A 21,173-nucleotide genomic window follows, 5' to 3' on the forward strand; every position below is an offset into this window, starting at 1 on the left:
AATCTGCTCAAAACGCAGACTGGACGCCATCGCAAAAACCGTCAATCAAATCGCCAAAACCCAGAAATTACCGGCCAAGCACATCAATCAAGGGTTCTTCGATCCCTCCAACTGGTGCTGTGTTGGGACGAATGGCCATGTCAGTCGTCCGGAGGGGGCGCCGTTTTTAAATTATATCAAGCACAGTGACGAAACAAAATTCTGGAATCGTCACACAAAGGTCATGTTCAGACCAGACCGGCTTGAAAAAATGTACCATGTACATAACGCCAATGTCTCTGGTAGAAATGTTAACAGTGCCGGCCAAGATGTAATCTGGGAAGGACCGCATGGCGGCCTGACGCGGGAACAACCGACATGGGAAGGTGGTCGTCTCTTTCATTACCAGTCCCGGTCTTTGGAACATTATGTTAATCGTGACCGTAACCTGGAGGATGTAAGGCGCAATGAGAATGATCCTCTCCATCAGGTTACGAAAGATACGGAATACAGTTCTGTTGAGCGTGATATAGATCCAAATTATGTGAAATTTTTTAGGAAAAATATGGAGTATATTGTTTCGGTTCAATCTGAGAATATTCTTCAGACCATAAACAAAACACAAATTGGGTTTGCGTCGTCTCTGGAAGATTTCTTTTCTCCCAAAACTGTAGAAATATTCAATCCGGTCTATGAAATTCATGAACATGAGATCAGAGAGCAATGGGTCTCTCTTCATGATTCTCCTGGAAACGCTTTATCTGAGCATTTTTTAGGCAATGAAATTCTGGCGTTTAATATAAAAAATCATTTTGAGGAATATCTGGTGTGCCGTGATGGTCAACTGGCGGTTGGCACTGAAGAAGATTTGAGGATTATCGCGTTGTACCGAAAGGGAAGCGACTACGTTCATTTGTTCTCACCGCGAGGCGAAGACGTGAATGTAAAAGACGATCCACGGTATGTGACGGCTAAAACATACAAAATATGGGAAAACCGCGACAAAACGCTCTCTTTTTCTCATCCAAGAACTGGCCGATATATGGGCTTTACGCCGGATGGCGATCACAATGTAAGAAAAATTCGCGCGTTGGAGTGGGAGAATTTTTCTTCGGAAATCATTGAATTGGAAAGCTGTCATCCATCGATACGAGCCGCTGCGAATTATCTCCTTTCTGTGAAGGATCTATATTCGTTAAATAAGCATCCTAATGTTGGAACTCTAAAAAAAGATATTGTTATAAACGCCGTAACGGAATTGGATGATGTGTCCAAGAAAACAGTTTTGTTCTTGATGGACGGTGTGCTGGGAGAATATATTATTTAGTTCACGTATGAATAGATACGGAGCGACTGAATGTCGATGATTAAATCATTTAATTGTCGGTTATCATTACGCTCTGTAGCCCGGTCAGTTGGCGGTGTCTGACGGGTATGTCGTGCTGCCTGCGAGGTGATAGGCTTGTATTGTTTGATTATAACGGCCGTGAATTCGGGAGAAAAGATTGGGATCTGACACGCTTGTTTTCATAAGCGCAATTCTGCGTGTTGTCTGGAGAGCATGGCTGTCCTTGTGATGTTTGGCGGGGTCTGCCTTTCGATACGTGTAAGGTGCTGCTGCAATAAGCGAACACAGATGGGAGAAAAGACCATGTCACAGCATCATGACGTTTCTGCTGAATCACTGGAGCGACGTCTGAAAGAAGTGGAGCGGGATCTCGCTATCGCGGAAAAAGATCGCCCGGAACATGTCCACGCTCTGACCGCGGAAAAGAAGAAACTGGAAGCGCAACTCGCGCAGCGCTGACACGACCTGTTGGAAATGAACACCCCCGGTCATCATGGATGACCGGGGGTGTTGTATCAGCCCAGATAATCCGAGCGGATGCGGGTGCGTGGCCGGCGAGTGGCATCAGCGCCTCGTGCCGGTTGCTTTTCCGCAGCAGATTTCAGTGCCGGGGCGGCTGTCAGTTCGGCCTCAAGCTGAAGGATTCGCTTGCGCACGCTCTCGCGCAGGGCGGGAGCGGTGTGGGACTTCATCGACGCGAGGGTTTCCTTGAGGTCACGGAGCTGCTTCTGCTTCTCGGCAGGGGAGCGGCGGATCGGCTGGTTGTCCGAAAACTGACCGTGAAAAGCACGCATGATTTCAATAACCCATTCAGGCAGGAAAAAAGACCACGGCTTCATCATGAAGCCGAAATCATGACAATGAATGAAGAAACAGCATGTGCCGCAGGTCAGGCGTGAGATGGCCGGTCCTGCCAACAGGCCATCACGGACCTACGATCCGGTTCTGTTTCCAGTGAGGCGAAAGACGCTCGGGAAGGGCGACGTGCCCGCTACGCGTTGAGGCGTAGAATCTCCCGCAATGCCTCTGTCAAAGCACTGCATTGTGCGTCTGTTCCGATCGTCACCCTGAGCCAAGGTGATGTTCGCGGGCCTTTCAGGTGGCGCACGATGATCGCCCTTTCTCTCAAAGTGGCTGCCAACGTGGCAGCATCACGATCCGGATGCCGAGCGTAGACAAAATTGGCACTCGAGCGCAAGACCTCGAAACCCAGTTCTGCAAGAGAGGTCGCAAGCGTCGTGCGCGTAGCGATGACCTTGTTCACGCTCTGACGCAGCCAGTCCTCATCTTCATAGGCGGCCAGAGCACCGGCCTGTGCCAGTCGGTCAAGAGGATAGGAGTTGAAGCTGTCCTTCACCCGGTTCAGCCCTTCGATCAGGGCCGGATCACCCAGTGCGAACCCCACACGCAGACCTGCCAGTGCCCTTGATTTGGAAAAGGTCTGCACCACCAGAAGATTGGGGTATTTTTTCACCAGCGGGACGGCGGTTTCCGCGCCGAAATCGACATAGGCCTCATCGATCAGGACCACGCGATCAGGGTGGGCCATGACGAGTTTTTCAATGTCCGCACGACTCAGCGCAATGCCGGTCGGGGCGTTGGGGTTGGCGACGACGATGCCGCTGTTGGGTCGGTCAAAGCCAGAGAGCGGCAGGTTCATGCCTGCATCCAGCGCCACGGTCTCGAAGGGAAGTCCGTACAGTCCACAATAGACAGGATAGAAGCTGTAGGTGATGTCGGGAAACAGCACCGGATCGCCGTGATTGAAGAAGGCTTGAAAGGCGTGAGCCAGCACTTCATCCGAGCCATTGCCTGCGAACACATGCGCAGGCGTCAACCCCTCGCGACGGGCGATGGCTTCACGCAGGGCGAGCGATTCCGGGTCGGGATAAAGTCGCAGACTGTCGTCCGACGCCGCGCGCATCGCTTCCAGCGCCTTGGGGGAGGGGCCGTAGGGACTCTCGTTGGTATTCAGCTTGATGATGTTGTGGATCTTGGGCTGTTCACCGGGGACATAGGGCGTCAGGCGGTGAACGAGCGGACTCCAGAAGCGGCTCATTGGGTGATTCCGAAGAGTTCGAGCATGTCAGGCTGGCCCGCGCTGAGCGCCATGTCACGCGCGCTCTGTCCCTCGCCATCCTTGCGGTCCGCATCGGCTCCTGCGGCCAGAAGGCTGCGGGCCATATTGGTGCGGCCGAACATGACGGCAAACATCAGCGGTGTGCGCCCCACATGGTTGGGAGCGTCCACCTCCGCGCCATGGCCCAGCAGCATCGTGGCAATGGGCAGATCGCCCTTGAACGCGACGCCCGCCAGTGCGGTTGAACCCTTGCTGTCAGGGCGGTCCACTTCCGCGCCGGATTCCAGCAGCAGGCGCACCGTGTCCGCGTGGCCGTTATAGGCGGCGAGAATGAGCGGCGTGTAGCCTTTTTCGTTGGTGATGTTCGGGTTGAGGCCAGCGCTGATGAATTCGCCCACCAGATCGGTCTGCCCATCCCGCGCAGCGTCAAGAAACAGGGTCTCGACCTCGCTCTGGTCGAACGTCCTGTCTTCGTGTTCCGACATGCTGTTCTCCTTTGCGTGCGCACCCATCGTGTCTCTCCTTACGCCATCTGCGGCGTCCTGCGAAGGACGTCAGACTTCAAAGACGCGCGTTTCACCGAAGACGAGTGGTGCAAACGACTCTGGTGCCAGCCCGGCCCATGCGAGCGTCTCGGCCAGACAGCGCTGCGCCTCTCCCATCGGTTCCTGCGAAAGAGGGAAGGTATCGAAATGCATGGCGACGCCATGACGGGCACCCAGAGCACGAAAAGCCGCCACGGCTTCCACCGGGTCCACATGCACCTTTCGCAGAGCCGAGCGCGGGGCATAGGCCCCAATGGGAAGCAGCGCGACATCCGGCGCGCCCAGCTGCTCACGGATGTCGTGCCAGTGCGGGCCATGCGCGGAATCGCCTGCGAAATACATAGAACAGCTGGGCTTCCCCCGTGTCCGCAGCAGGAATCCGCCCCACAGACGGCACCCCCCATCGAAGAGCGAACGCTGCGCGAAATGACGGGCGGGTGTGCAGGTCACTTCAATTGCTCCGAAGCGCAGACTCTCCCACCAGTCCTGCTCCACGATGCGTTTCAGTCCAGCCTTACGGATCAGATCGCCATTGCCGATCGGCGTGATGACCAGCGGATTGTCACGTCGGCCCAAGGCGCGGAGGCTGGGCAGATCCAGATGATCGTAATGACAGTGTGAGACCAGAATCAGGTCGATGGGCGGCAGGTCCATAAGTTTGAGCGCGGGCGCGCGAAACCGCTTCGGGCCGAAAAAGGAGACGGGGGAGCAGCGCTCGGAGAAAATCGGGTCCGTCAGGACGGTCATGACGTGCCCGTCGGGCTGGGGAAGCCGCAACAGGAACGTGTCATGGCCGATGAAGGTGACGGAGATCTGCCCAAGCGCGAGGGGAACATGGACATCCCCCGGAGCCGGTGGATCGACGATGCGCTCGGGCTGTTCTGACAGGGTGGACAGCATCCAGCGCAGGAAGGGAAGTGGCCGCAACCCGCGCTTGCGACCGGGCACGATGGTGACCTCCGGGTTGGCATCATCGGGCCACTGTGGTGGTCGGGGTGCTTGCGCCCAGTCGGGCGGCAGCGGCGTGTTGTGAAAGAGTTGCCCGGTGCAGTGATCGGATAATGGAAACGGATGTCTGACCATGAGGTGGGCTGCGATGTGTCCAAAAAGGAAAGAGAAGAAAAAGGAGTGAGCGGTTCGCCGCCGCAAGGCAACCCTGCAGGGAGAATGGCCCGTTGTGGGTGTGGGCTTTTTCGTGATCGAATGAAGATTCGTGCAGCCGGAGCCATTTGTCATGTTCCTCGAACAGGTCTCGACCGACAGTATTCTGTCGGCCTTTATCTACGTCATCAGCGCGGTGAGCGTGATTTTGGTGCTGGTGGGGCTTGGGATGGTGGATGCCGGCCTCGTGCGCGCGGGCAATGTGCTGCACACATGGGTGCAGAAATTCGTGACCTGTTTTGTCGGAGGGCTGGCGGCTTTTCTGTTCGGTGACGCCATCTGGCAGTGGCAGTTCTATTCCGCCTTCGGCACACCCCATCCTCTCCGACAGGCCCTGTCGGACTGGTGGCTCGGCAGCGCGATCATGGCCGCACCCGCCATCACACTGGACCCGAAGCTGGTGGCGGGTGCCGACACGCAGCAGGTGTTTTCGGTCTTCTTCGTGACATTCGCCATGGCGACGGTCGCGCTGGTTCACAGCGGGACAGCCGAGCGTATCCGCAGCGCCCCGCTCTACGCGATGGCCTTCGTCATCGGCCTCATCCTCTGTCCCTTCGCGGCATGGCTCACATGGGGGCCGCTTTCGCCTCTGACCAACGCGGGACTGCACGATTTCGAGGGTGCGGTCGCACTGTACGTCTTCACCGGAACATGGACGCTGGTGACGGCGTGGCGGATGGGACCGCGGGCGGGTGTGTTCGCGCCGGACGCGGAGGGACTGTCGCCTGCGCCGAACAGTTACGCCTCCGTCGCCACGGGGGCGCTGTTCGTGTTCATGGCCATTCCCCTGATTGCGCTCGGCTCGACATGGATCATGCCCGGCAAGGGCGTGTTCGGCATCACCATGGCGCAGACGGGCATTGGCGTGGTCATCAAGAACGTGTTCTGCGCGTTGCTGGGCGGCGGTGTCAGCGGCGCCATTCTGGCCGCGTGGCTGCGTGAGCCGGTGTGGGTGTTTTTCGGTCCCATCGCGGGGGCCGTGATGACGGGTACGATTTTCGACATCGCGGGTTCGCTGGAGAGCGTGGCGTTCGGCGTGCTTGGCCCTGTGCTGGCGGTGCTGGTCTCGCGCGTGTTGGTGCGGCTGCGTCTCGATGAGCCGAAAGTGGCGCCGCTGGCATTCGGGCCGGGGATGTGTGGTTCCATTCTCGGTGGCGTTCTGCATTGCGGCACGGCCACGGCCGGTTTTCCCGATCTCGCGGCACCTTACATTGTGGGACATGCCCAGATCGGGGCATGGATGCAGATCGAGGGCGTGGTGGCGATCATGCTGCTGGCCGCTGTGCCGGCATGGGTGATCTGCCGTGTGTTCGAGGCGACATCGGGGCTGCGTATCTCGCGTGATTGCGAGCGTGAAGGCATGGACGCGACCTATTGGGGCCGTCGGCAGGAGTGAAGCGTCGCGTCAGTTTTCAAACCGCGCCAACCTGACCGCCGTGTGGGTGCGGGCTGTGCGGAAATTGGGCATCACGAGCATGCAGTCATCGTAGGGTGTGCGGATTTCGTCCGGTCCATCGGTGGCGATCAGCGTGTTGCGTTCAGGGATAACCGTTCCGCTGCAATAGGGCTGGGTAAAGGTGAAGCGGCCTGTCTGCGCGAGTACGCGGTGCGTGACGTGAGCGATCCTTGATGCGGGGACAGGGCGAGGTGAGGCATCGGTCACGCCTGTGACGGACAGAAAGCGATTCACCGTGGCGCGCGTGACGTCCAGCGTGTCGAGCGACCAGTGCTGACCGGCTTCGAGAAGACAGGCGCGCGCCGAACCGTGGGGCCGTGTGAAATGCGGCATGTCGATCAGCCTCGGACCTGCCATGTGACCGCCATCGATCACAACGAGCGGTGGCGTCCCGATGTCCGCGGCCAGTTCCGCGCCCACCGGGGAAGGGCCGGCAAGGAGCAGGGAATCGCCCGGCCAGAGCATGGAATGCAGATCGAGCAGTGTGTCGACGGTCTCGATATACGGCAGCAGTTGATGGACACGCCGCTGTTCCTGTGAAGACGAGACGGAGCGGTTCGTCCACAGGCGATTCATGTCCTCTTCCACGAAACGGGAGCGGATAGGGGTCTCGCAGGAGAAGCGGGCGAAGGCTTCGAGATTGAGAAAGATCAGCGAAAGCGTGCCACGGCGCGGGCGCAACTGAGTGCGGAGGAGGTCAGCCAGCACGATGGCGCCTGCGTATTCATTGCCGTGCATGAGGGCGGTCAGGGCGACATGCGGACCGGATTCGGCGGCGATGAAGCGATGCACACCGGGAAGACCCGTATTGCCCTTGAGCCATGGCGACAGATCGGGAGGCGGAAGCTCGAAAGGCAGATGTGGCAATGGAGAAGGAGCGGGAGGAAGCCGGTCTGACAGGCGGCGCTCGGGTGTGATCCGGACGGGCAGGTCTCCGACTGCCGGGAGGCGGGGACTGGATGTCATGAATGTCCAGCGGGCAGGGAGCGAAAAAAGGCTCTCTTCGAATGATAGCTGAAACTGGACGGGTGCAGAGCTGGCATGTCGCCAGTATTCACGCCTGTGGCAGGTGCGACAATCCCGCATGAAGGGACAGCTACGGAAATGTGACCGGGACCGGATGCAAGGATTGTGCGCGTTTTGCGACACTCTCTTACTGGACGCGCAGGGGCTTTTGGGGCACGGGAGGGACATTGGCTGCGACCCGCTGGCGGCTATGATTGTTTTTTTCGACGTCCGAGAGTTTTCTGGATTTGTCTCCTGATTCTGAAAGAAGACTGCATCCGCTGCACCGGTTGTGGCGGTGTCTACCTGCCGCGCCGCGTCGCCGGGGACTGGCGGAAATCGGGGGGCTGCTGGCGCCACGGGCGACATGGCCCGCCCCACGGGTGAGAGACGGCCTGATCGTGGGCGGGGAGACGACGCGCGCATCCGGACTGGGGGAAGGCGCGCGTATCATGCGGCGTGCTTGCAAGGCGTTGGACATTCCCGCGATGGAATTGCAGGCTAGCCTGCTGAACTGCACCCGGGCGCAAGAGTGTCCGGCACCGGATGCGGCGCTGGTCTTGCACATGGACGCACCCTCTCTGCCTGTGGCTCTTCTGCGGCTGGGCCGGTCTTTTGTGCGCAATCGGTGGGTGGTGGGTTACTGGGCGTGGGAATTGCCCGTCGTGTCGACCACATGGCGACCCGCGACAGCCTGTGTGCATGAGGTATGGACGCCCTCGCGCTTTTCCGCACATGCGCTGGAGGCGATCATGCCGGGGCGCGTGCGCGTCGTGCCTCATGCGCTGGCGGCCGCAGGTGTCACGCCGTCACGGATGGATCGCGCGGCGTTTGGGCTTCCTGCCGATGCTGTGGTGGTGCTCGTGTCCTTCAGTCTGGCGTCGAGCTTTGCACGCAAAAATCCACTCGCGGCCATACGCGCGTTCCGGGACGCTTTCGGTGAGCGGACGGATCGGTTTCTCCTTCTGAAGGTGACGCACGCCCGGCATTATCCTCAGGACATGGCGCAACTGCGGGCGGCGGTGGCGGGAGCGCCCAATATCCGTATTGAGGAGCACTTGTTTCCAGCCAACGATTCCCTGGCGCTGACACAGTGTGTCGATATCGTGCTGTCGCTGCATCGAAGCGAAGGGTTCGGGCTGGTTCCGGCGGAAGCCATGTTGCTGGGACGCACGGTGGTGGCGACGGATTGGTCCGCCACAGCCGAGTTTTTGGATGCGGAATGCGGGCTCCCTGTGCCGTACCGTTTGATCCCCGCGCGCGATCCAAGGGGTGTGTTCGAGGCGGAGGGAGCCGTTTGGGCCGAGGCTGACGTCGGCGCCGCTGCGACACATCTTCGCCGCGCGGCCGATGATGCCGCCTTGCGGCAGAAACTCGGCAGCCGGGCGCGGGATGTTGCACGGCAGCGTTTCAATGGCGACGCATTGCGGGCGGCTTATGCTGCGCTGCGAGGGGATGAAGCGGTCGTCGCAGTGCGTGATAAGGCCTGGGCGTCATGACGCGCGTTCTGGTCTGGCAGTGGGGACGGCGTGGAGGCGGTCCGCGTTTCGGGCTTAATCTCGCGCGGGCTCTGGCGGCGGTGCCGGGGTGCAAGGTGTTGCTCTCCCTTTCGCGCAGGGCCGAACTGCTGGACGCTTCCGATGTTGAGTTGTCCGGCACTCCGCCCCTCTGGCTGGTGGAGACATATGGTGGACTGGGTGGTCTTCTGCGCCGGCTGGCGATTGGGCCGCTGGTGGTGCGCGGATTGGTCAAGCGTCTGCGGGAGTGGTCGCCTGAACTGGCGATCTGCGCGATGGCGGGACCGCTCGATCTGCTGATGGCGACCGCGCTCTGGTGGGTGAGGGTTCCGCTGGTGGTTGTTGTGCATGACGCCGTGCCCCATCCTGGCGATGGTTTTCCCTTTCAGCATCGCCTTCAGGCATGGCTGGTGCGTCGGGCGGATGTGGTTGTGGCGCTCACCCATCATGTGGCGCGCCAGCTTGAAGGCGACCCGAAAGTGCGCAAGCCGGTTCTTGTGGCCTCGCTTCCACCTTATGAGCATGTGCCGCAGAGCGTGCCCGCAGTTGCGGCTTCGCGCGCTCCGGGGCCGTTGCGCCTGCTGATGTTCGGACGTCTGCGTGCCTACAAGGGCCTCGATCTTCTGGCGGATGCTCTTGAACGACTGCCTGAAACCGCACGCTTCGAATGTCGCATTGTCGGGTGTGGACCGGATCTTTCGGATTTGCATCGGCTTGCGGGCATGCGGGGTGTGCAGGTGGAGAACCGATGGGTGCCGGAAGAAGATATAGGGCCTTTGGTGAAATGGGCCGATGTCATGCTGCTTCCCTATCGGGAAGCGAGCCAGAGCGGAGTGGGCGCCATCGGTGTGGCTGTGGGCCATCGGATATTGGCGACTCAGGTGGGTGGACTGGATGAGCAGTTCGCGACATGTCCGGGCGTGACCCTGTGCAGGCCCACGGCGGAAGCATTCGCTGACGCTTTGCAGGACATCCTTGCGGCAGGACCGATCGTGCAGCCTGTCCCGGCGGAGGGAGGGCGCGAAGCATGGAAAAAAATGGCGACGCAGTTGCTCTCCGATATTCGCCGGGTCGGTTCGGTGGAGTGCGAGGTCGGCTCGTCTCTTGCGGCCACGGAGGATACGCCGCTTTTTCTGCTGCCGTCCGTGAGGAGCGGCAGCAGATCCTGATCCCTCAACTCAGTAAGGAGTAGGGGCAACAGGATAGGTGGGCGCCGCGTAAGGTGTCGCCGGATAAGGCGTGGCGTAGGGCGTGGCAACAGCCCCGGTGCCAACAGCCGATCCGGTGATGATGGCTGTAATAACGCCCGTGGCGATGGCGGTCAGCAGAAACTGGTTGCCCGCCTGCACCCAGCGATAGCCATAGGGCGGCGCGTATAGGCCGGGGTAGCGGTTCCAGTTGGAGATCCATGGAGCGCCACCCCAGTAACGCTCTCCCCGACGCCATGTCTGGGGCGGTTGCATCGGACGGCTACGATCGTAGCCGCCACCACGATTCCGGTCTCCGCCACCACCACGGGGGCCATTGCGCATGTTATGTCCCATCGGGCCGCCATGTTGGTTCGGTCCCCCACGGCCGCCACCCGGCATCGGTTGAGCCATGGCGCATATGGGGGCCGCACCCATGAGGGCGGCCAGAGCCAGTGTGAGGGCTTTTGTTTTCAAGCCTGATCTCCATCGAAGATACGTGACGATTGATGCTGATCGTCAATGACTCTCATGTAGCGTGCGGTTGATGGCACGAACATGGCGTGAAAGATTATCATTTTGAGAGATGACCGCTATGCGGCAGGCCGATGTGAGGATCTGATGCGTTTTTAGTGGTGTTGTTCCGGACTTCTAGGGAAACTGGATGACAGTGGGTATTAAAATTTATTTGAAATTGCGAATACAAAGGAGCCATTTCTGTCTGTTTGGTGTTTAATTCTCTATTCGATAAATTATATCGTATCTTTTTTTTGTGTCTATAAAATTCTTCTCTGTGATGTAATTTGGGAGCTCATTCATTACTCTATTAATGATTTCATCGTATAGTTTATTAACTGTCTCAAGGAGTATTTTTGCTCTATTTATGTGCCCTCTTTTGTATGCCACATCAGCTTCTTTTATAATTTGTTTGCTTATTTCATCAAGCATATAAACTCCGTCTCTTGGAATTGATATATTATATTCTGTATGCGCACATTACAAAATAACCCTCATCAAAACAACAGAGCCGTCGTATTTTAAAATTTAGAAAAATATATTTATGAATGTATTTTTTAAATAAATATCATCTCTAAATATAGAGTTCTTACAATATTTTATTAAGTTCTTAATCATATTGGTTATTGGGCAAGTGAAAATGTCCTGCATATATCTGTTTCACTAAATAATATATTTAAAATTCTTATAAATTTGAACTTAAAGATGTGGATTCTATGTGAATATCCATAAGAATGTGAGGTGTACTGAGTTGAGTATCATGTGGTTGAAGAAGATAATCTATTATTTACCATGTGGTATGCATTTCTTGGGTATTAATTTATAAGAAATTCTCATTGTAGAGATTTTTTCGAATTACTCTATGAAGAATATGCTTGGTGTAACATTGAGTGCTTGGCTGAGGTGAATGATCTGATCAGCATTGGGGCGTTTCTTACCCTCTTCAAATTCGGCGATATCTGTTTCAATTACTTTGGAACGTTCCGCGAGTTCGCTTCTTGTAAGTGAATGGTTTTCTCGAATCTGCCGCAGTTTTTTCCCCACAGATTGTGCCAATTTATCGTTATTCGATTGCGCCATTTTATGGATATTCCCCATCCCCACAGTCCAACCTCTCTTTTGATACAACCAGTGGGGCAATTCCGCCACATTGCACTGCCAAGTAGCAATGCTACGATCTAATTTGTCATTTTTCGTTCCACTATGAGATGTCACATGTGCTGTCTCATCCCACGTTGTCCACGATTAAAGGCTCCCTTTTTATGAAGCATCAGCTTTTGGCTCTTGCCGACGAAAAGTTCCTTGCAACCGATTTCCTTGGGGCGGCTCAAGCCATCCACAAGTATATGAAACTTTTTGTGACCGACGAAGAGCCAACACCCACTGCCTCAAAACTCTTAACGGATGATACTGCTCAAAGGTTGCATCTCAAGAATGAGATTGATGAATAACATCCATCCATAAAGTGTATCGTTTCCGCGACACTTTTGTCTATCTGGCAAAACGGTAGTGTAAATAATGTGCAATGCCAAAAAGATTGAAAACGTCTTGTCGGCTCTGTCTTCAGGATTATTAGGCTTCCAGCCTTTGCTGGAAGCTATTTTCGCCCTCCCATAAGCTTGCGCACCAATGTGACCGCCGCGCCCGCGATGGCGGCGCTGATTCCGATAATCAGCGCCGCCACTGGTTTCTGACGTTTCTGGAAATCTTCGCTCATCTTTTCCATGAAGAGGCCCTCTCTCAGGATCGGTCGGGGATATTGCCGCTCGTGTGCAGGCACGCTTCAAGAAACGTCACGCTGCGTGACCAGGCGAGGTGCTCGGCCTGCGCGTTATAGCTGCTCGCACGGTCCCGATTGCCAAAGCCATGCCCTGCGTCATCGTAGACGAATATCTCGACATCGGGATGCTTCTCACGAATGGCACGAATATCCTGAGGCGGGATGGAAGCGTCCTGACCGCCGAAATGCAACTGCACGGGGCAATGCGGCTGGGCGTCCACATGTTTGGCAATGCCTGCGCCATACCATCCCACCGCTGCGGCGAAGTCGCGCGTCTTTGTCGCGGCGTCCCATGCCAGTGTGCCGCCCCAGCAGAAACCGATGACGCCCACTTTGCGATGCGGTGCATGCGTGTGGAAATGCGCCACACAGGCCCGCAGATCGGCCAGCGTTGCTTCCAGAGGAATGGCAGCGCGCAGGGCGAGACCTTCTTTCATGTCATCGGGTGAGTAACCCAGTTCCACACCGCGCTTCGCTCGATCGAACAGGGCGGGCGCCACGACATGAAAGCCCTGTTCAGCAAAGCGGTCCGCCACGGAACGGATGTTGTGATTGACGCCGAAAATCTCCTGCACGACGACCAGCGCGTGCGGCGCATCGTGATGACCGGCGTGATAGGCGCTCAGTTCATGGCCGTCAGCGGCAGTCAGGGTGATGGTCTTGCTCATGGCTGCTTCTCTCATTGCGTGGTGCGCCATGTTGGGCGCGGCCAGCGCGGCGCTGTCAACACGGGAGAGGGACGAAGGTGCCATGCTGCAGCGTGTCAGATATGGCTCCAGCCCAGACGGTCCATCGGAAAGGGTGAGCCATCGGCACGGCAGACGGACACGCCGGAGAGGCTGGCGTCGAACCGACCGATCCGGGTGACAGGGACGCCGCCTCTGGCACAGCGGGCTTGCAGGCGTTCGGTAGCGTCATCCGGCACGGCGAGAAGCAGTTCATAATCATCGCCGCCGCTCAGACAGAGAGCCAGTCGTGCGGGATCGGTACCCACCACCGCGCGCGCGGCGTCCGAGAGTGGCACGGCGTCTGCATCCAGCCGTACGCCCAGTCCGCTTTCCCGCGCCAGATGGCCCGCGTCCTGCGCCAGACCATCCGAAACATCCATCGCGGCATGGGCGATACCGGCAAGTTCCAGCCCTACGCGCGGGCGTGGCAGGCGGTAACGGTCCGTCAGCCAGCCGGTTGGGTCCGGTATCTCACCCAGAAGCGCCTTCAGGCCCAGAGCACCGTCACCGATTGTGCCTGTGACCCATAGCCCGTCTCCGTCGCACGCGCCATTGCGGCGCAGCGCCGTGCCGGGGGCGACATCGCCAAGAATGGTGAGGGACAGCACCAGCGGCCCGCGTGTGGAGGTCGTGTCGCCGCCCAGCAGGGACACGCCGAATTCGCGCTGGTCTTTCGCCAGTCCGTTCGCGAAGGCGGCGAACCACGCCTCATCATGCCGTCCGTCATTTTTTGGGCAGGCGAGGGTGAGCAGCCAGCCGAAAGGACGTGCGTCCATGGCGGCGAGGTCGGAGAGATTGCTGCGTAACAGCTTGCGCCCGATGGTCCCGGCCGGGTCGTCCGGCAGGAAATGGACGCCTTCCACCATGGCGTCGGCTGCCACCACGAATTCGCGCCCCGGTTGCGGCGCAAAAACGGCGGCGTCATCGGTCAGGCCGAGTGCACCCGGACCGGCGAGCGACAGGAAATGACGCCGGATGAAGGTGAATTCATCCGGTAGGGAAAAGGAGGAGGCCTCTTTAGTCCTGTCCGCTGGCATGAGCGGCGTCATTCTCAGAGGCGTCGTTGGCGTCCGTCGATGTGATGGCCGCGCTGTTTTCGGCAACTATAGGAGCATTCTTTGCCAGCAGACGCTTGCCGAGGGTGTCGAGCAGGCCGTTGACCAGCTTCGGCTCATCCCCGGAGAAGAAAGCATGCGCGACGTCGAGGTATTCGTTGATGACGACCTTCACTGGCGGCGCGTTGAACTCTTCCATCTCGGTGATGGCCACTGTGAACAGGGCGCGCAGCACCGGATCGAGGCGGTCGACCGGCCATGTTGAGGGCAATGTTTCACTCAACTGCTCCCGCACGGCGTCCACATTTGCAGCGGCATTGCGGGTCAGGCGCGTAAAGAGGGTGATGTCCGGATCGGGAATATAGCCGTCGTCATAGGACTCGCCCGCCAGTGTCGTGCCGAAACGGTGCTGCACGAACTGCACGATGACGTTTTCGGCGCGGTCATTGCCCTGCTCGATCTGGAACAGCGCCTGAACGGCGGCGACGCGCGCGGCGGTGCGTGGGCGCAGGGCCGGTTTCAGCCGGTCATCTGAATGGGCCATCGGCGTCCCTCCTTGTCCAATCGTGGTGCGGGGCGGGCTTCATGACGCCTTTGGGCGCGCAGGTCCAGCCCCGACGGCGGCATTGACGGTTATTTCGGCTCTTCACGACGCTGATCGTCAATGCGTGTGAGAATTTCGGAGAAATCCTTGGTTTCACGGAAATCGCGATAGACACTGGCGAACCGGACATAACCCACCGCGTCGATGGCGTGGAGCGATTCCATCGCCAGCTCACCGATGTGATGGGTGTTGATCTCGCTCTCTCCCGAGGCTTCCAGCCTGCGCACGATGCCGCTGACCATCTGTTCGATCTGCTCTTCCGACACGGGGCGCTTGCGCAGGGCGATCCGGATGGAGCGGGCCAGTTTCTCGCGATCGAAAGGCGCGCGGCGTCCGTTCACCTTCACCACGATCAGTTCGCGCAACTGCACACGTTCAATAGTGGTGAAGCGTTGTCCGCAGGTGGCGCAGGCGCGGCGGCGGCGGATGGACGTGCCGTCTTCCATGGGACGACTGTCCTTCACCTGTGTTTCGGCTTCGCTACAGAACGGACACCGCATACGGGTTCCTTTATGAGAGGTGAGAGAGGAGACCGGTGCGCGAACCCTGCCATGCAGGCCGCGCCATGATCCTCTCGCGCGTGGCTCGTGTTATAGCCGCTTGCGGGATGGATGTCCCGCATCGGTCACGCGACCATCATGTCAGTGTCCGGATGCTGTCAGGATTTAAGGAGCCGGTTTCATGGGTCTGGGTGAAGTGCTGTGCGTGCGATCGGTAAGAGCGGCGGGATGGCTGGGTGGCGTGCTGGCGTTGCCGCTTGCCTTTGGAATGATGGCAACCGCTATGGCCGACAGCGCGAGCCACATCGCTGATCCTACGGCTGGCAACCCGCAGGCTCCGATGGCTGCGACGGATCTGCCGGGACAGGAGCACGCGGCCGAAGATGTGACGATCCGCGATGGCTGGATGCAGCATGTGGGACCGGGTGGAGCGCATCTGGGCATCTATTTCACGGTCGAGAACAAGTCGGACACACCGCATCTGATCGACGGCATCACGTCGCCTTCCTGCACAGCCATGTATGGTTATCACTCTGACCTTGAAGTCTCCTCGCTGACACGCGACTTGTTCAAGCATCTCACGCTGCCCCCCAATCAGGGGCTGACTTTCCCACCGGGTGGGTATCATCTGGTGTGCGAGATCGGGGACAAGGGAGAGGTTCGGGAAGGCTCGGAAGTGGCTGTCCGGTTTCATTTCCTCGGGGGATCGGAGAAGATCGTGAAGTTTCAGGTGCGGGCGGCACGGCCTTATTTCGGGCCGACTTAAGGTCTGCTCGACCGGCAGTTGCGCTGTCTGAGCGCGCGTCTGTGGCTTGGGCGGTCTCACGTTACCGCTCCAGCGTGCTCTTGAAAGAGAAAGGCCAGCCGTTCGGCCGAGAAGATATTTTTCCGGAACACGTTACATTGCGGCGGCGTTGACGTGCGCGGCGGGCATTAACCGAATTCCCGCTTCGGTTGTATGTTAATAAAAAATTAGGCATATATTGCGCGCGTTGCAAACGGAGGTAGCGATGAGTGACGGGGAATCGCGAAGCGGCAATATCGATGCCCATGTGGGAGCCCGTATCCGGTTGCGCCGCACGATGCTCGGACTGTCGCAGGAAAAGCTGGGAGAGGCGATCGGCCTGACCTTTCAGCAGGTCCAGAAATACGAACGCGGCACGAACCGGGTCAGTGCTTCACGCCTGTTCGATATTGCCCGTGTTCTCGATGTGCCCATCGGCTTTTTCTATGACGACATGATGCGGGAGGATGGGCAGGAGCCCGCCGAGGCATCCCCTGTTACCGGTTTCGCCGAAGCGCAGCAGAGCTTTGGTGGACCACCGTCCACGTCAGCTTTCAGTTCGTCACCAGTCGATGTCGGTCTTTTGTCGCGGCGCGAAACGCAGGATCTGGTGCGGGCTTACTACCGCATTCCGGGTGAAAAGGTGCGCAAGCGCGTGCTGGAGCTTATCCGTTCTCTGAGTGTCACCGACGATCCGGAAACCGGCGGTTCAGGTTCCAAGGAACCATTCGCTCTCTAAATTCACAGCATCTCAGACAAGAGGTGGCGGCATGAGCGGGGTCCAGTGCGTCGGTTTCGCATGCGGAGCCTCGACCCATGAGCGTAGCTGCGAGTCCCACCGGTCCAGCCACAGATAATCGCCACGTCCTTTTATACGCAGGAAAAGAAAGACAGCCGTTCCGTTGAGGGGCGCGGTCGCGATGGGACGCCAGGCGTGGTCCACAAACGCGGTGAGGGCCAATTGCATTCGCGTGCGATAGAGGGCCTTGGCCTTGGGGTCGAGAGTGTCCCAGTCCCCTTCGCAATAAGCGTAATAAGCACGCGCTGCCACTTCGAGTTGCTCTGGAGAGATTACAGCGGCTGCGGTTGCAGGGGGCCGAGGTGGGCGCGGGACAAGGGACACGGGGGGCATGAGCCTCTGTGCTGGAGTGAATGCCAAGAGTGGCATGACGACGAACACGTAACAGGACTATGGCGGAGTGATGATGAACGACAAGGAAATCATGCCGTCATAATGGTTGGGGCGTGTAACAGTTCAATGGCTACGGCATGGCACGTGACGTTCCCCCGATTTTGCACTACACGCAAGGATCGAGAACGCACGAGGAACGGGGAAGCGCCATGGCAGGCAGCGTCAACAAGGTTATTCTGGTGGGCAATCTGGGGCGGGACCCGGAAGTGCGCACCAGCCAGAGCGGCCAGAAGATTGTCACCCTCTCCGTGGCGACGAGCGAGACGTGGAATGATCGCGCAAGCGGTGAGCGTCGCGAGCGCACGGAATGGCATCGTGTCGTAGTGTTCAACGACCGTTTGGCGGATGTTGCGGAACGCTTCCTGCGCAAGGGCCGCAAGGTCTATCTCGAAGGCACGCTCCAGACCCGCAAATGGACCGACCAGTCCGGGCAGGAGCGTTACACGACGGAAGTCGTGCTGGACCGCTTCCGTGGTGAGCTTGTGCTGCTCGATGGCCGAGGCTCCGGTGAAGGGGAAGACGGCGGCAGTAGTTATGGTGGCGGCTCGACGGGCGGCGGATACGGTGCGCCTGCGGCGCCCCGTCAAGGCGGTGGTGGAGGTGGTGCACGTGGCGGCACGGGACCGGCATCACCCGGCGGGTGGGATGCGCCGAACAACGATTTGGATGACGAAATCCCGTTCTGAGCCCGATGAAAGGCGGTTTTTCCGCCTGCGACCGGGCAAACAACCGAAAGCCGATCAGTCTATATGCTGGTCGGCTTTCGGCTTTTTGGGGGTCTTTGGTCCCGCTTTATTTTCGTTTTCGCCCGGTGCTTTTCGTGGGTGCGGGCGGTTTTGTCGCAGGGAAGCCGGGAACGGTGCGGATCACGCGCTGGACATGCTCAAGCGTGATGAGGCGCGTGCATTCGAACTGACGCGGCGTTCCGGCATGACGCGGACACCACAGAAAATCCTTATGGTCGAAGCGCAGCGTGGGGTCGTGCCAGCATGAGTTGCAGGCGTGCCAGTTGATGATGCGCCAAGGCGTGTGGAATTCGTTCACCGGGTGGGTGAAGCCCGAAATCATCACCACCTTGCAGCGCGCCGCCCAGGCCAGCCACGACAGACCGCTCGACAGTCCGATAAAGAACGCTGCGTGGCGCAGCCAGCGCACCCGCTCGGCCAGCGGCCGGTTGCCTGTCTGATCTTCCGCGCCGTAGGGAATGTGGTTCCAGACGATGCCGCTGCCATGCACGGGCTTCTGGTCGATGCAGATCACGCGGTAGCCGCTCTCGCGCAGGAATTGCACGAGTTGCCGCCAGCCATCGGGGTTGTTCCAGTATTTGCACTGTGAGCTGCTCTGCGCGGCGATGCAGACATAGGGCCCGTCGATCGGGGGTGTGGGGTCCTCGTCGGGGGCTAGATCGGGCGGCTGCTCCGTCGGGTCCACGCCCAGAATGTAGCCCGCCGTGCGGTGCAGACCGACGAGCCGGAAGTCGCAGGGCTGCCAGATATTGGTCTTGTCGTCGAAGAACAGACCCAGCGTGTAGGTGGCGTAGAAGGTCTTGAGCCGGTCGCTGCCTTCGAGTTCCTCGGGTGTGACGAAGTGGATGTGTGGGTAGGTGTCGCGAAATAGCGGGATGATGGGGGCGGCCATCGAGCAGGTGACGCGGCAGCCGCGCGTCTCGGCCAGCCGCGCGACGTAGGGAAACCAGCCCAGCGTGTCGCCCAGTGTGCCGACGGGGAGTTGCACCAGCACGTCGCGGTCGCGGCAGTCGAACGCGTGGGTGAAGACGGTGCCGGTGGCGTCCTTCACCTCGATCCCGAAGCGGACATAGAAGCGTTTGGCGCTGTTGACGGTGGCCTTGCCGGCCGTGGTCTCGAACAGGGTATTGCCGGTGTCCAGATCGGTCAGCCGGATGGTCCATTTTCCTTCGGGAAGCTGGACCCGGCAGCCGAGATTGAAATCGTAGCGCAGGCCGCCGGGGCCTTCCTGCGTGGGCAGGGCGGCCGGCTTGATGAAGGCGCCTCTGCCGGGTTTGGGATCGTCCGAGGGCGGGCTGTTGGCCGCCTGCGCGGAAGAGGGAGCGAGCGGGGCGCAAGCCGGGGCGTCGGCAACGGCGGCGTCAGTGTCGGTCATGGAAACGTCTAATGCCTGCTGTCTGTGCGAGACGCGGCCGAGGCCGCGACGATGAAATGGTTTTATCGAATCCAGACGGTCAGGCTCTCAGACCCTCAAGGTTCACCGGCTGCGCTGGCGCCCCCGACGGCATCCTGCCCCCGTCCTGATTGTCCGGCATACGTATGATAGGTGAAGGAAGAGTTGTACGGAGCGGCCACGGGCGCGATGAAGCGCGTGGGAACACCGAAGAAATTGAACTGCGTCGCGCCGTTATTGGCATCGCGGGGAATCTGCTGCGCTTCGATGGAAGGCAGAGGAGAGCCGTGCGGCGTCTCGCGGATGGACAGCGGATAGCGCGCGCTCAGCGTCTCGTCGAAATCCTCGACCGGTGTGTAGCCATCGGGTAGCGGCTGCGCGCCTTCCTGCGATTCCAATGAACGGGGGTGGGTCTCGGTCTGTGGGGAAGGGAGTGTGGTGTCGGTGGTCATCGGCGTTTTGTGAGCCGCATGGCGGGGCGCGGCCAGAACGGCGTTGTCCGGGAGAAGCGCCATGCTGGCCACCAATGCCAGTAACCCGCCCGTCATGCGAGCCGGTGAAGCGACGGAGCGCCGGGTGGCGGGAGAGGATGCGGGCATGGCACAAGGTTCCGTGACAAAAGAGCGGAGCAGAGTCCGACGTATGACGCTTGCGGTCAACGAATGTTTCCGCAACCCTGCGCGATCTTGGGCGCTTGCGCTATGATGAATGCATCGAACACAACGGGACGAGGGCAGATGACGGGAAGCACGGGAAGCCAGCTTGCTCCAATGGCACTCACGGACGGGCAGATCCTGGAGCTTGAGCGGGCGCTGGAGCAGGTTGAGACCGGGCGCGGTGTTCTGGTGCGCATGGCCGACCTCATGGGCGGTGCCGTAGGCCATGCCGCACGGCTTGGCCTTCAGGGGCTGGGCATGACGCCGCGGATTCAGGAGAAGCTCAAAGGCATTGCCGAGACCGCGATTTCCCGCGCCTTCGATGTCGCTCTGTTGGGAATGTCGGGGCCGGCGGCAAACCTGCGTGCGCCTGAGGATATCCCCACAGACGGCAAATCGGTGCGTGACCGCGCCCTGCAGGCCGCCGTGGCCGTCTCCGGTGTGGTGGGCGGGTTTACGGGTGTGGCAGGGCTTGCGCCGGATATCGGCTTCACCACCCTGACCATCATGCGCGAGATTGCGCGGATCGCTCGTGAAGAAGGCGAGGATCTGTCGGATCCGGAGGCGCGCCGGGCCTGTCTGGAAGTCTTCGCGCTACGGGCCTTCCCCAACATTGGAGAGGGACGCGAAAGCGAACTGGGCTATTTCTCCGCCCGTACGGTGCTGAGGGGGCGCCCGGTGGTGATGCTGATCTCGGAGGTCGCGTCCCATTATGGGCTGGCGCTGGGCCATAAGGTCTCGCTCCAGCTTATGCCCGTGGCGGGGGCGCTTTGCGGGGCCTCGCTGAATGCGGCGTTCCTCGCGCATTATCAGGCGCTGGCCCGCGCGCACTTCACCATCCGTCGGCTGGAGCGCCAGCATGGACCGGTCGTGCGCGATACCGCCGTGGCGCTGCGCGATCAGGCCGTGGCTCGCGCGACGGGCGAAGACTGAAGTCTTTC

The 21,173-nt window shown here is 59.4% G+C and carries 24 protein-coding genes and 1 pseudogene; 10 read left to right on the top strand and 15 right to left on the bottom strand.

Annotated elements, in window-relative coordinates:
- Both GOB87_RS12925 and GOB87_RS12930 read left to right on the top strand, forming a co-directional pair.
- Positions 1–1,306: pseudogene (locus GOB87_RS12925) on the top strand (hypothetical protein); the annotation flags it as partial.
- A 324-nt stretch (positions 1,307–1,630) separates the two neighbouring features.
- Positions 1,631–1,786, top strand: coding sequence for a hypothetical protein (locus GOB87_RS12930; RefSeq protein WP_166317576.1), 156 nt, complete (start codon positions 1,631–1,633; stop codon positions 1,784–1,786).
- Between the two features lie 56 nt (positions 1,787–1,842).
- On the opposite strand, the gene GOB87_RS12935 is transcribed toward GOB87_RS12930, so the two are convergent.
- From GOB87_RS12935 to GOB87_RS12950, 4 genes are all read right to left on the bottom strand, one after another.
- The gene (locus GOB87_RS12935; protein WP_166317632.1) at positions 1,843–2,121 is read right to left on the bottom strand and encodes a hypothetical protein; all 279 of its coding nucleotides are present in this window, start codon (positions 2,119–2,121) and stop codon (positions 1,843–1,845) included.
- Positions 2,122–2,318: 197 nt separating this feature from the next.
- On the bottom strand, positions 2,319–3,386 hold the full coding sequence (gene hisC, locus GOB87_RS12940; RefSeq protein WP_166317579.1) for a histidinol-phosphate transaminase: 1,068 nt from the start codon (positions 3,384–3,386) through the stop codon (positions 2,319–2,321).
- On the bottom strand, positions 3,383–3,892 hold the full coding sequence (locus GOB87_RS12945; protein WP_166317582.1) for an ankyrin repeat domain-containing protein: 510 nt from the start codon (positions 3,890–3,892) through the stop codon (positions 3,383–3,385). The genes hisC and GOB87_RS12945 overlap by 4 nt, the downstream gene beginning before the upstream one ends.
- A gap of 69 nt (positions 3,893–3,961) precedes the next feature.
- A complete protein-coding gene (locus GOB87_RS12950) occupies positions 3,962–5,035 on the bottom strand; it encodes an MBL fold metallo-hydrolase (RefSeq protein ID WP_166317585.1) in 1,074 nt (357 codons plus the stop codon).
- A 151-nt stretch (positions 5,036–5,186) separates the two neighbouring features.
- On the opposite strand from GOB87_RS12950, the gene GOB87_RS12955 reads away from it, so the two are divergent.
- Positions 5,187–6,509: an ammonium transporter gene (locus GOB87_RS12955; protein WP_166317587.1), complete on the top strand. Its 1,323-nt coding sequence runs from the start codon at positions 5,187–5,189 to the stop codon at positions 6,507–6,509.
- Positions 6,510–6,518: 9 nt separating this feature from the next.
- On the opposite strand, the gene GOB87_RS12960 is transcribed toward GOB87_RS12955, so the two are convergent.
- Positions 6,519–7,535, bottom strand: a complete 1,017-nt coding sequence (locus tag GOB87_RS12960; protein WP_194303349.1) for a M14 family metallopeptidase — start codon at positions 7,533–7,535, stop codon at positions 6,519–6,521.
- A gap of 287 nt (positions 7,536–7,822) precedes the next feature.
- On the opposite strand from GOB87_RS12960, the gene GOB87_RS12965 reads away from it, so the two are divergent.
- The gene (locus GOB87_RS12965) at positions 7,823–9,073 is read left to right on the top strand and encodes a glycosyltransferase family 4 protein (RefSeq protein WP_242006410.1); all 1,251 of its coding nucleotides are present in this window, start codon (positions 7,823–7,825) and stop codon (positions 9,071–9,073) included.
- Positions 9,070–10,260, top strand: a complete 1,191-nt coding sequence (locus GOB87_RS12970; RefSeq protein WP_166317590.1) for a glycosyltransferase — start codon at positions 9,070–9,072, stop codon at positions 10,258–10,260. Before GOB87_RS12965 ends, GOB87_RS12970 begins: the two co-directional genes overlap by 4 nt.
- Before the next feature lie 9 nt (positions 10,261–10,269).
- Here the strand turns inward: GOB87_RS12970 and GOB87_RS12975 are convergent, their stop codons facing one another.
- On the bottom strand, positions 10,270–10,755 hold the full coding sequence (locus tag GOB87_RS12975) for an RcnB family protein (RefSeq protein ID WP_242006411.1): 486 nt from the start codon (positions 10,753–10,755) through the stop codon (positions 10,270–10,272).
- Between the two features lie 894 nt (positions 10,756–11,649).
- The gene (locus tag GOB87_RS17055) at positions 11,650–12,009 is read right to left on the bottom strand and encodes a helix-turn-helix domain-containing protein (protein WP_166317593.1); all 360 of its coding nucleotides are present in this window, start codon (positions 12,007–12,009) and stop codon (positions 11,650–11,652) included.
- A gap of 47 nt (positions 12,010–12,056) precedes the next feature.
- On the opposite strand from GOB87_RS17055, the gene GOB87_RS12985 reads away from it, so the two are divergent.
- On the top strand, positions 12,057–12,245 hold the full coding sequence (locus GOB87_RS12985; RefSeq protein WP_166317596.1) for a hypothetical protein: 189 nt from the start codon (positions 12,057–12,059) through the stop codon (positions 12,243–12,245).
- Positions 12,246–12,391: 146 nt separating this feature from the next.
- Here GOB87_RS12985 and GOB87_RS17000 read toward each other — a convergent pair whose 3' ends face one another.
- The 5 genes from GOB87_RS17000 to nrdR form a co-directional block, all read right to left on the bottom strand.
- Positions 12,392–12,520 (bottom strand): hypothetical protein, encoded by a 129-nt coding sequence (locus GOB87_RS17000; protein WP_264805438.1) that lies wholly within the window; start codon positions 12,518–12,520, stop codon positions 12,392–12,394.
- Positions 12,521–12,534: 14 nt separating this feature from the next.
- Positions 12,535–13,242: a dienelactone hydrolase family protein gene (locus tag GOB87_RS12990; protein WP_166317644.1), complete on the bottom strand. Its 708-nt coding sequence runs from the start codon at positions 13,240–13,242 to the stop codon at positions 12,535–12,537.
- 95 nt (positions 13,243–13,337) lie between these two features.
- Positions 13,338–14,339: a thiamine-phosphate kinase gene (gene thiL, locus GOB87_RS12995; RefSeq protein WP_166317599.1), complete on the bottom strand. Its 1,002-nt coding sequence runs from the start codon at positions 14,337–14,339 to the stop codon at positions 13,338–13,340.
- Positions 14,320–14,901 carry a transcription antitermination factor NusB gene (nusB, locus tag GOB87_RS13000; protein WP_166317602.1) on the bottom strand — a complete coding sequence of 194 codons (582 nt, stop codon included), beginning with the start codon at positions 14,899–14,901 and terminating at the stop codon, positions 14,320–14,322. The genes thiL and nusB overlap by 20 nt, the downstream gene beginning before the upstream one ends.
- Before the next feature lie 89 nt (positions 14,902–14,990).
- Positions 14,991–15,461 (bottom strand): transcriptional regulator NrdR, encoded by a 471-nt coding sequence (nrdR, locus tag GOB87_RS13005; RefSeq protein WP_166317605.1) that lies wholly within the window; start codon positions 15,459–15,461, stop codon positions 14,991–14,993.
- 181 nt (positions 15,462–15,642) lie between these two features.
- Between nrdR and GOB87_RS13010 the strand changes: the two genes are divergently transcribed.
- Both GOB87_RS13010 and GOB87_RS13015 read left to right on the top strand, forming a co-directional pair.
- The gene (locus GOB87_RS13010) at positions 15,643–16,227 is read left to right on the top strand and encodes a copper chaperone PCu(A)C (RefSeq protein ID WP_242006418.1); all 585 of its coding nucleotides are present in this window, start codon (positions 15,643–15,645) and stop codon (positions 16,225–16,227) included.
- Between the two features lie 244 nt (positions 16,228–16,471).
- A complete protein-coding gene (locus GOB87_RS13015) occupies positions 16,472–16,984 on the top strand; it encodes a helix-turn-helix domain-containing protein (protein ID WP_166317607.1) in 513 nt (170 codons plus the stop codon).
- Between the two features lie 12 nt (positions 16,985–16,996).
- Here GOB87_RS13015 and GOB87_RS13020 read toward each other — a convergent pair whose 3' ends face one another.
- Complete coding sequence (locus GOB87_RS13020) at positions 16,997–17,377, bottom strand: hypothetical protein (protein ID WP_166317610.1); 381 nt, start codon at positions 17,375–17,377, stop codon at positions 16,997–16,999.
- A gap of 209 nt (positions 17,378–17,586) precedes the next feature.
- Between GOB87_RS13020 and ssb the strand changes: the two genes are divergently transcribed.
- Positions 17,587–18,123 carry a single-stranded DNA-binding protein gene (ssb, locus tag GOB87_RS13025; protein WP_166317612.1) on the top strand — a complete coding sequence of 179 codons (537 nt, stop codon included), beginning with the start codon at positions 17,587–17,589 and terminating at the stop codon, positions 18,121–18,123.
- Positions 18,124–18,229: 106 nt separating this feature from the next.
- On the opposite strand, the gene GOB87_RS13030 is transcribed toward ssb, so the two are convergent.
- Both GOB87_RS13030 and GOB87_RS13035 read right to left on the bottom strand, forming a co-directional pair.
- Positions 18,230–19,558: an autotransporter strand-loop-strand O-heptosyltransferase gene (locus tag GOB87_RS13030; protein WP_166317615.1), complete on the bottom strand. Its 1,329-nt coding sequence runs from the start codon at positions 19,556–19,558 to the stop codon at positions 18,230–18,232.
- A 95-nt stretch (positions 19,559–19,653) separates the two neighbouring features.
- The gene (locus tag GOB87_RS13035; protein ID WP_242006420.1) at positions 19,654–20,175 is read right to left on the bottom strand and encodes a hypothetical protein; all 522 of its coding nucleotides are present in this window, start codon (positions 20,173–20,175) and stop codon (positions 19,654–19,656) included.
- Between the two features lie 138 nt (positions 20,176–20,313).
- Between GOB87_RS13035 and GOB87_RS13040 the strand changes: the two genes are divergently transcribed.
- Positions 20,314–21,165, top strand: coding sequence for an EcsC family protein (locus tag GOB87_RS13040; protein ID WP_166317618.1), 852 nt, complete (start codon positions 20,314–20,316; stop codon positions 21,163–21,165).
- Positions 21,166–21,173 lie beyond the last annotated feature (8 nt).

It is taken from the genome of Acetobacter estunensis, assembly GCF_011516945.1.
GTDB classification, from domain to species: domain Bacteria; phylum Pseudomonadota; class Alphaproteobacteria; order Acetobacterales; family Acetobacteraceae; genus Acetobacter; species Acetobacter estunensis.

Coding starts and splice junctions, on each gene's coding strand:
- GOB87_RS12930 (WP_166317576.1), top strand. CDS start 1,631: ATGTCACAGCATCATGACGTTTCTGCTGAATCACTGGAGCGACGTCTG.
- GOB87_RS12935 (WP_166317632.1), bottom strand. CDS start 2,121: ATGCGTGCTTTTCACGGTCAGTTTTCGGACAACCAGCCGATCCGCCGC.
- hisC (WP_166317579.1), bottom strand. CDS start 3,386: ATGAGCCGCTTCTGGAGTCCGCTCGTTCACCGCCTGACGCCCTATGTC.
- GOB87_RS12945 (WP_166317582.1), bottom strand. CDS start 3,892: ATGTCGGAACACGAAGACAGGACGTTCGACCAGAGCGAGGTCGAGACC.
- GOB87_RS12950 (WP_166317585.1), bottom strand. CDS start 5,035: ATGGTCAGACATCCGTTTCCATTATCCGATCACTGCACCGGGCAACTC.
- GOB87_RS12955 (WP_166317587.1), top strand. CDS start 5,187: ATGTTCCTCGAACAGGTCTCGACCGACAGTATTCTGTCGGCCTTTATC.
- GOB87_RS12960 (WP_194303349.1), bottom strand. CDS start 7,535: ATGACATCCAGTCCCCGCCTCCCGGCAGTCGGAGACCTGCCCGTCCGG.
- GOB87_RS12970 (WP_166317590.1), top strand. CDS start 9,070: ATGACGCGCGTTCTGGTCTGGCAGTGGGGACGGCGTGGAGGCGGTCCG.
- GOB87_RS12985 (WP_166317596.1), top strand. CDS start 12,057: ATGAAGCATCAGCTTTTGGCTCTTGCCGACGAAAAGTTCCTTGCAACC.
- GOB87_RS17000 (WP_264805438.1), bottom strand. CDS start 12,520: ATGGAAAAGATGAGCGAAGATTTCCAGAAACGTCAGAAACCAGTGGCG.
- GOB87_RS12990 (WP_166317644.1), bottom strand. CDS start 13,242: ATGAGCAAGACCATCACCCTGACTGCCGCTGACGGCCATGAACTGAGC.
- thiL (WP_166317599.1), bottom strand. CDS start 14,339: ATGCCAGCGGACAGGACTAAAGAGGCCTCCTCCTTTTCCCTACCGGAT.
- nusB (WP_166317602.1), bottom strand. CDS start 14,901: ATGGCCCATTCAGATGACCGGCTGAAACCGGCCCTGCGCCCACGCACC.
- nrdR (WP_166317605.1), bottom strand. CDS start 15,461: ATGCGGTGTCCGTTCTGTAGCGAAGCCGAAACACAGGTGAAGGACAGT.
- GOB87_RS13010 (WP_242006418.1), top strand. CDS start 15,643: ATGGGTCTGGGTGAAGTGCTGTGCGTGCGATCGGTAAGAGCGGCGGGA.
- GOB87_RS13015 (WP_166317607.1), top strand. CDS start 16,472: ATGAGTGACGGGGAATCGCGAAGCGGCAATATCGATGCCCATGTGGGA.
- GOB87_RS13020 (WP_166317610.1), bottom strand. CDS start 17,377: ATGCCCCCCGTGTCCCTTGTCCCGCGCCCACCTCGGCCCCCTGCAACC.
- ssb (WP_166317612.1), top strand. CDS start 17,587: ATGGCAGGCAGCGTCAACAAGGTTATTCTGGTGGGCAATCTGGGGCGG.
- GOB87_RS13030 (WP_166317615.1), bottom strand. CDS start 19,558: ATGACCGACACTGACGCCGCCGTTGCCGACGCCCCGGCTTGCGCCCCG.
- GOB87_RS13035 (WP_242006420.1), bottom strand. CDS start 20,175: ATGCCCGCATCCTCTCCCGCCACCCGGCGCTCCGTCGCTTCACCGGCT.
- GOB87_RS13040 (WP_166317618.1), top strand. CDS start 20,314: ATGACGGGAAGCACGGGAAGCCAGCTTGCTCCAATGGCACTCACGGAC.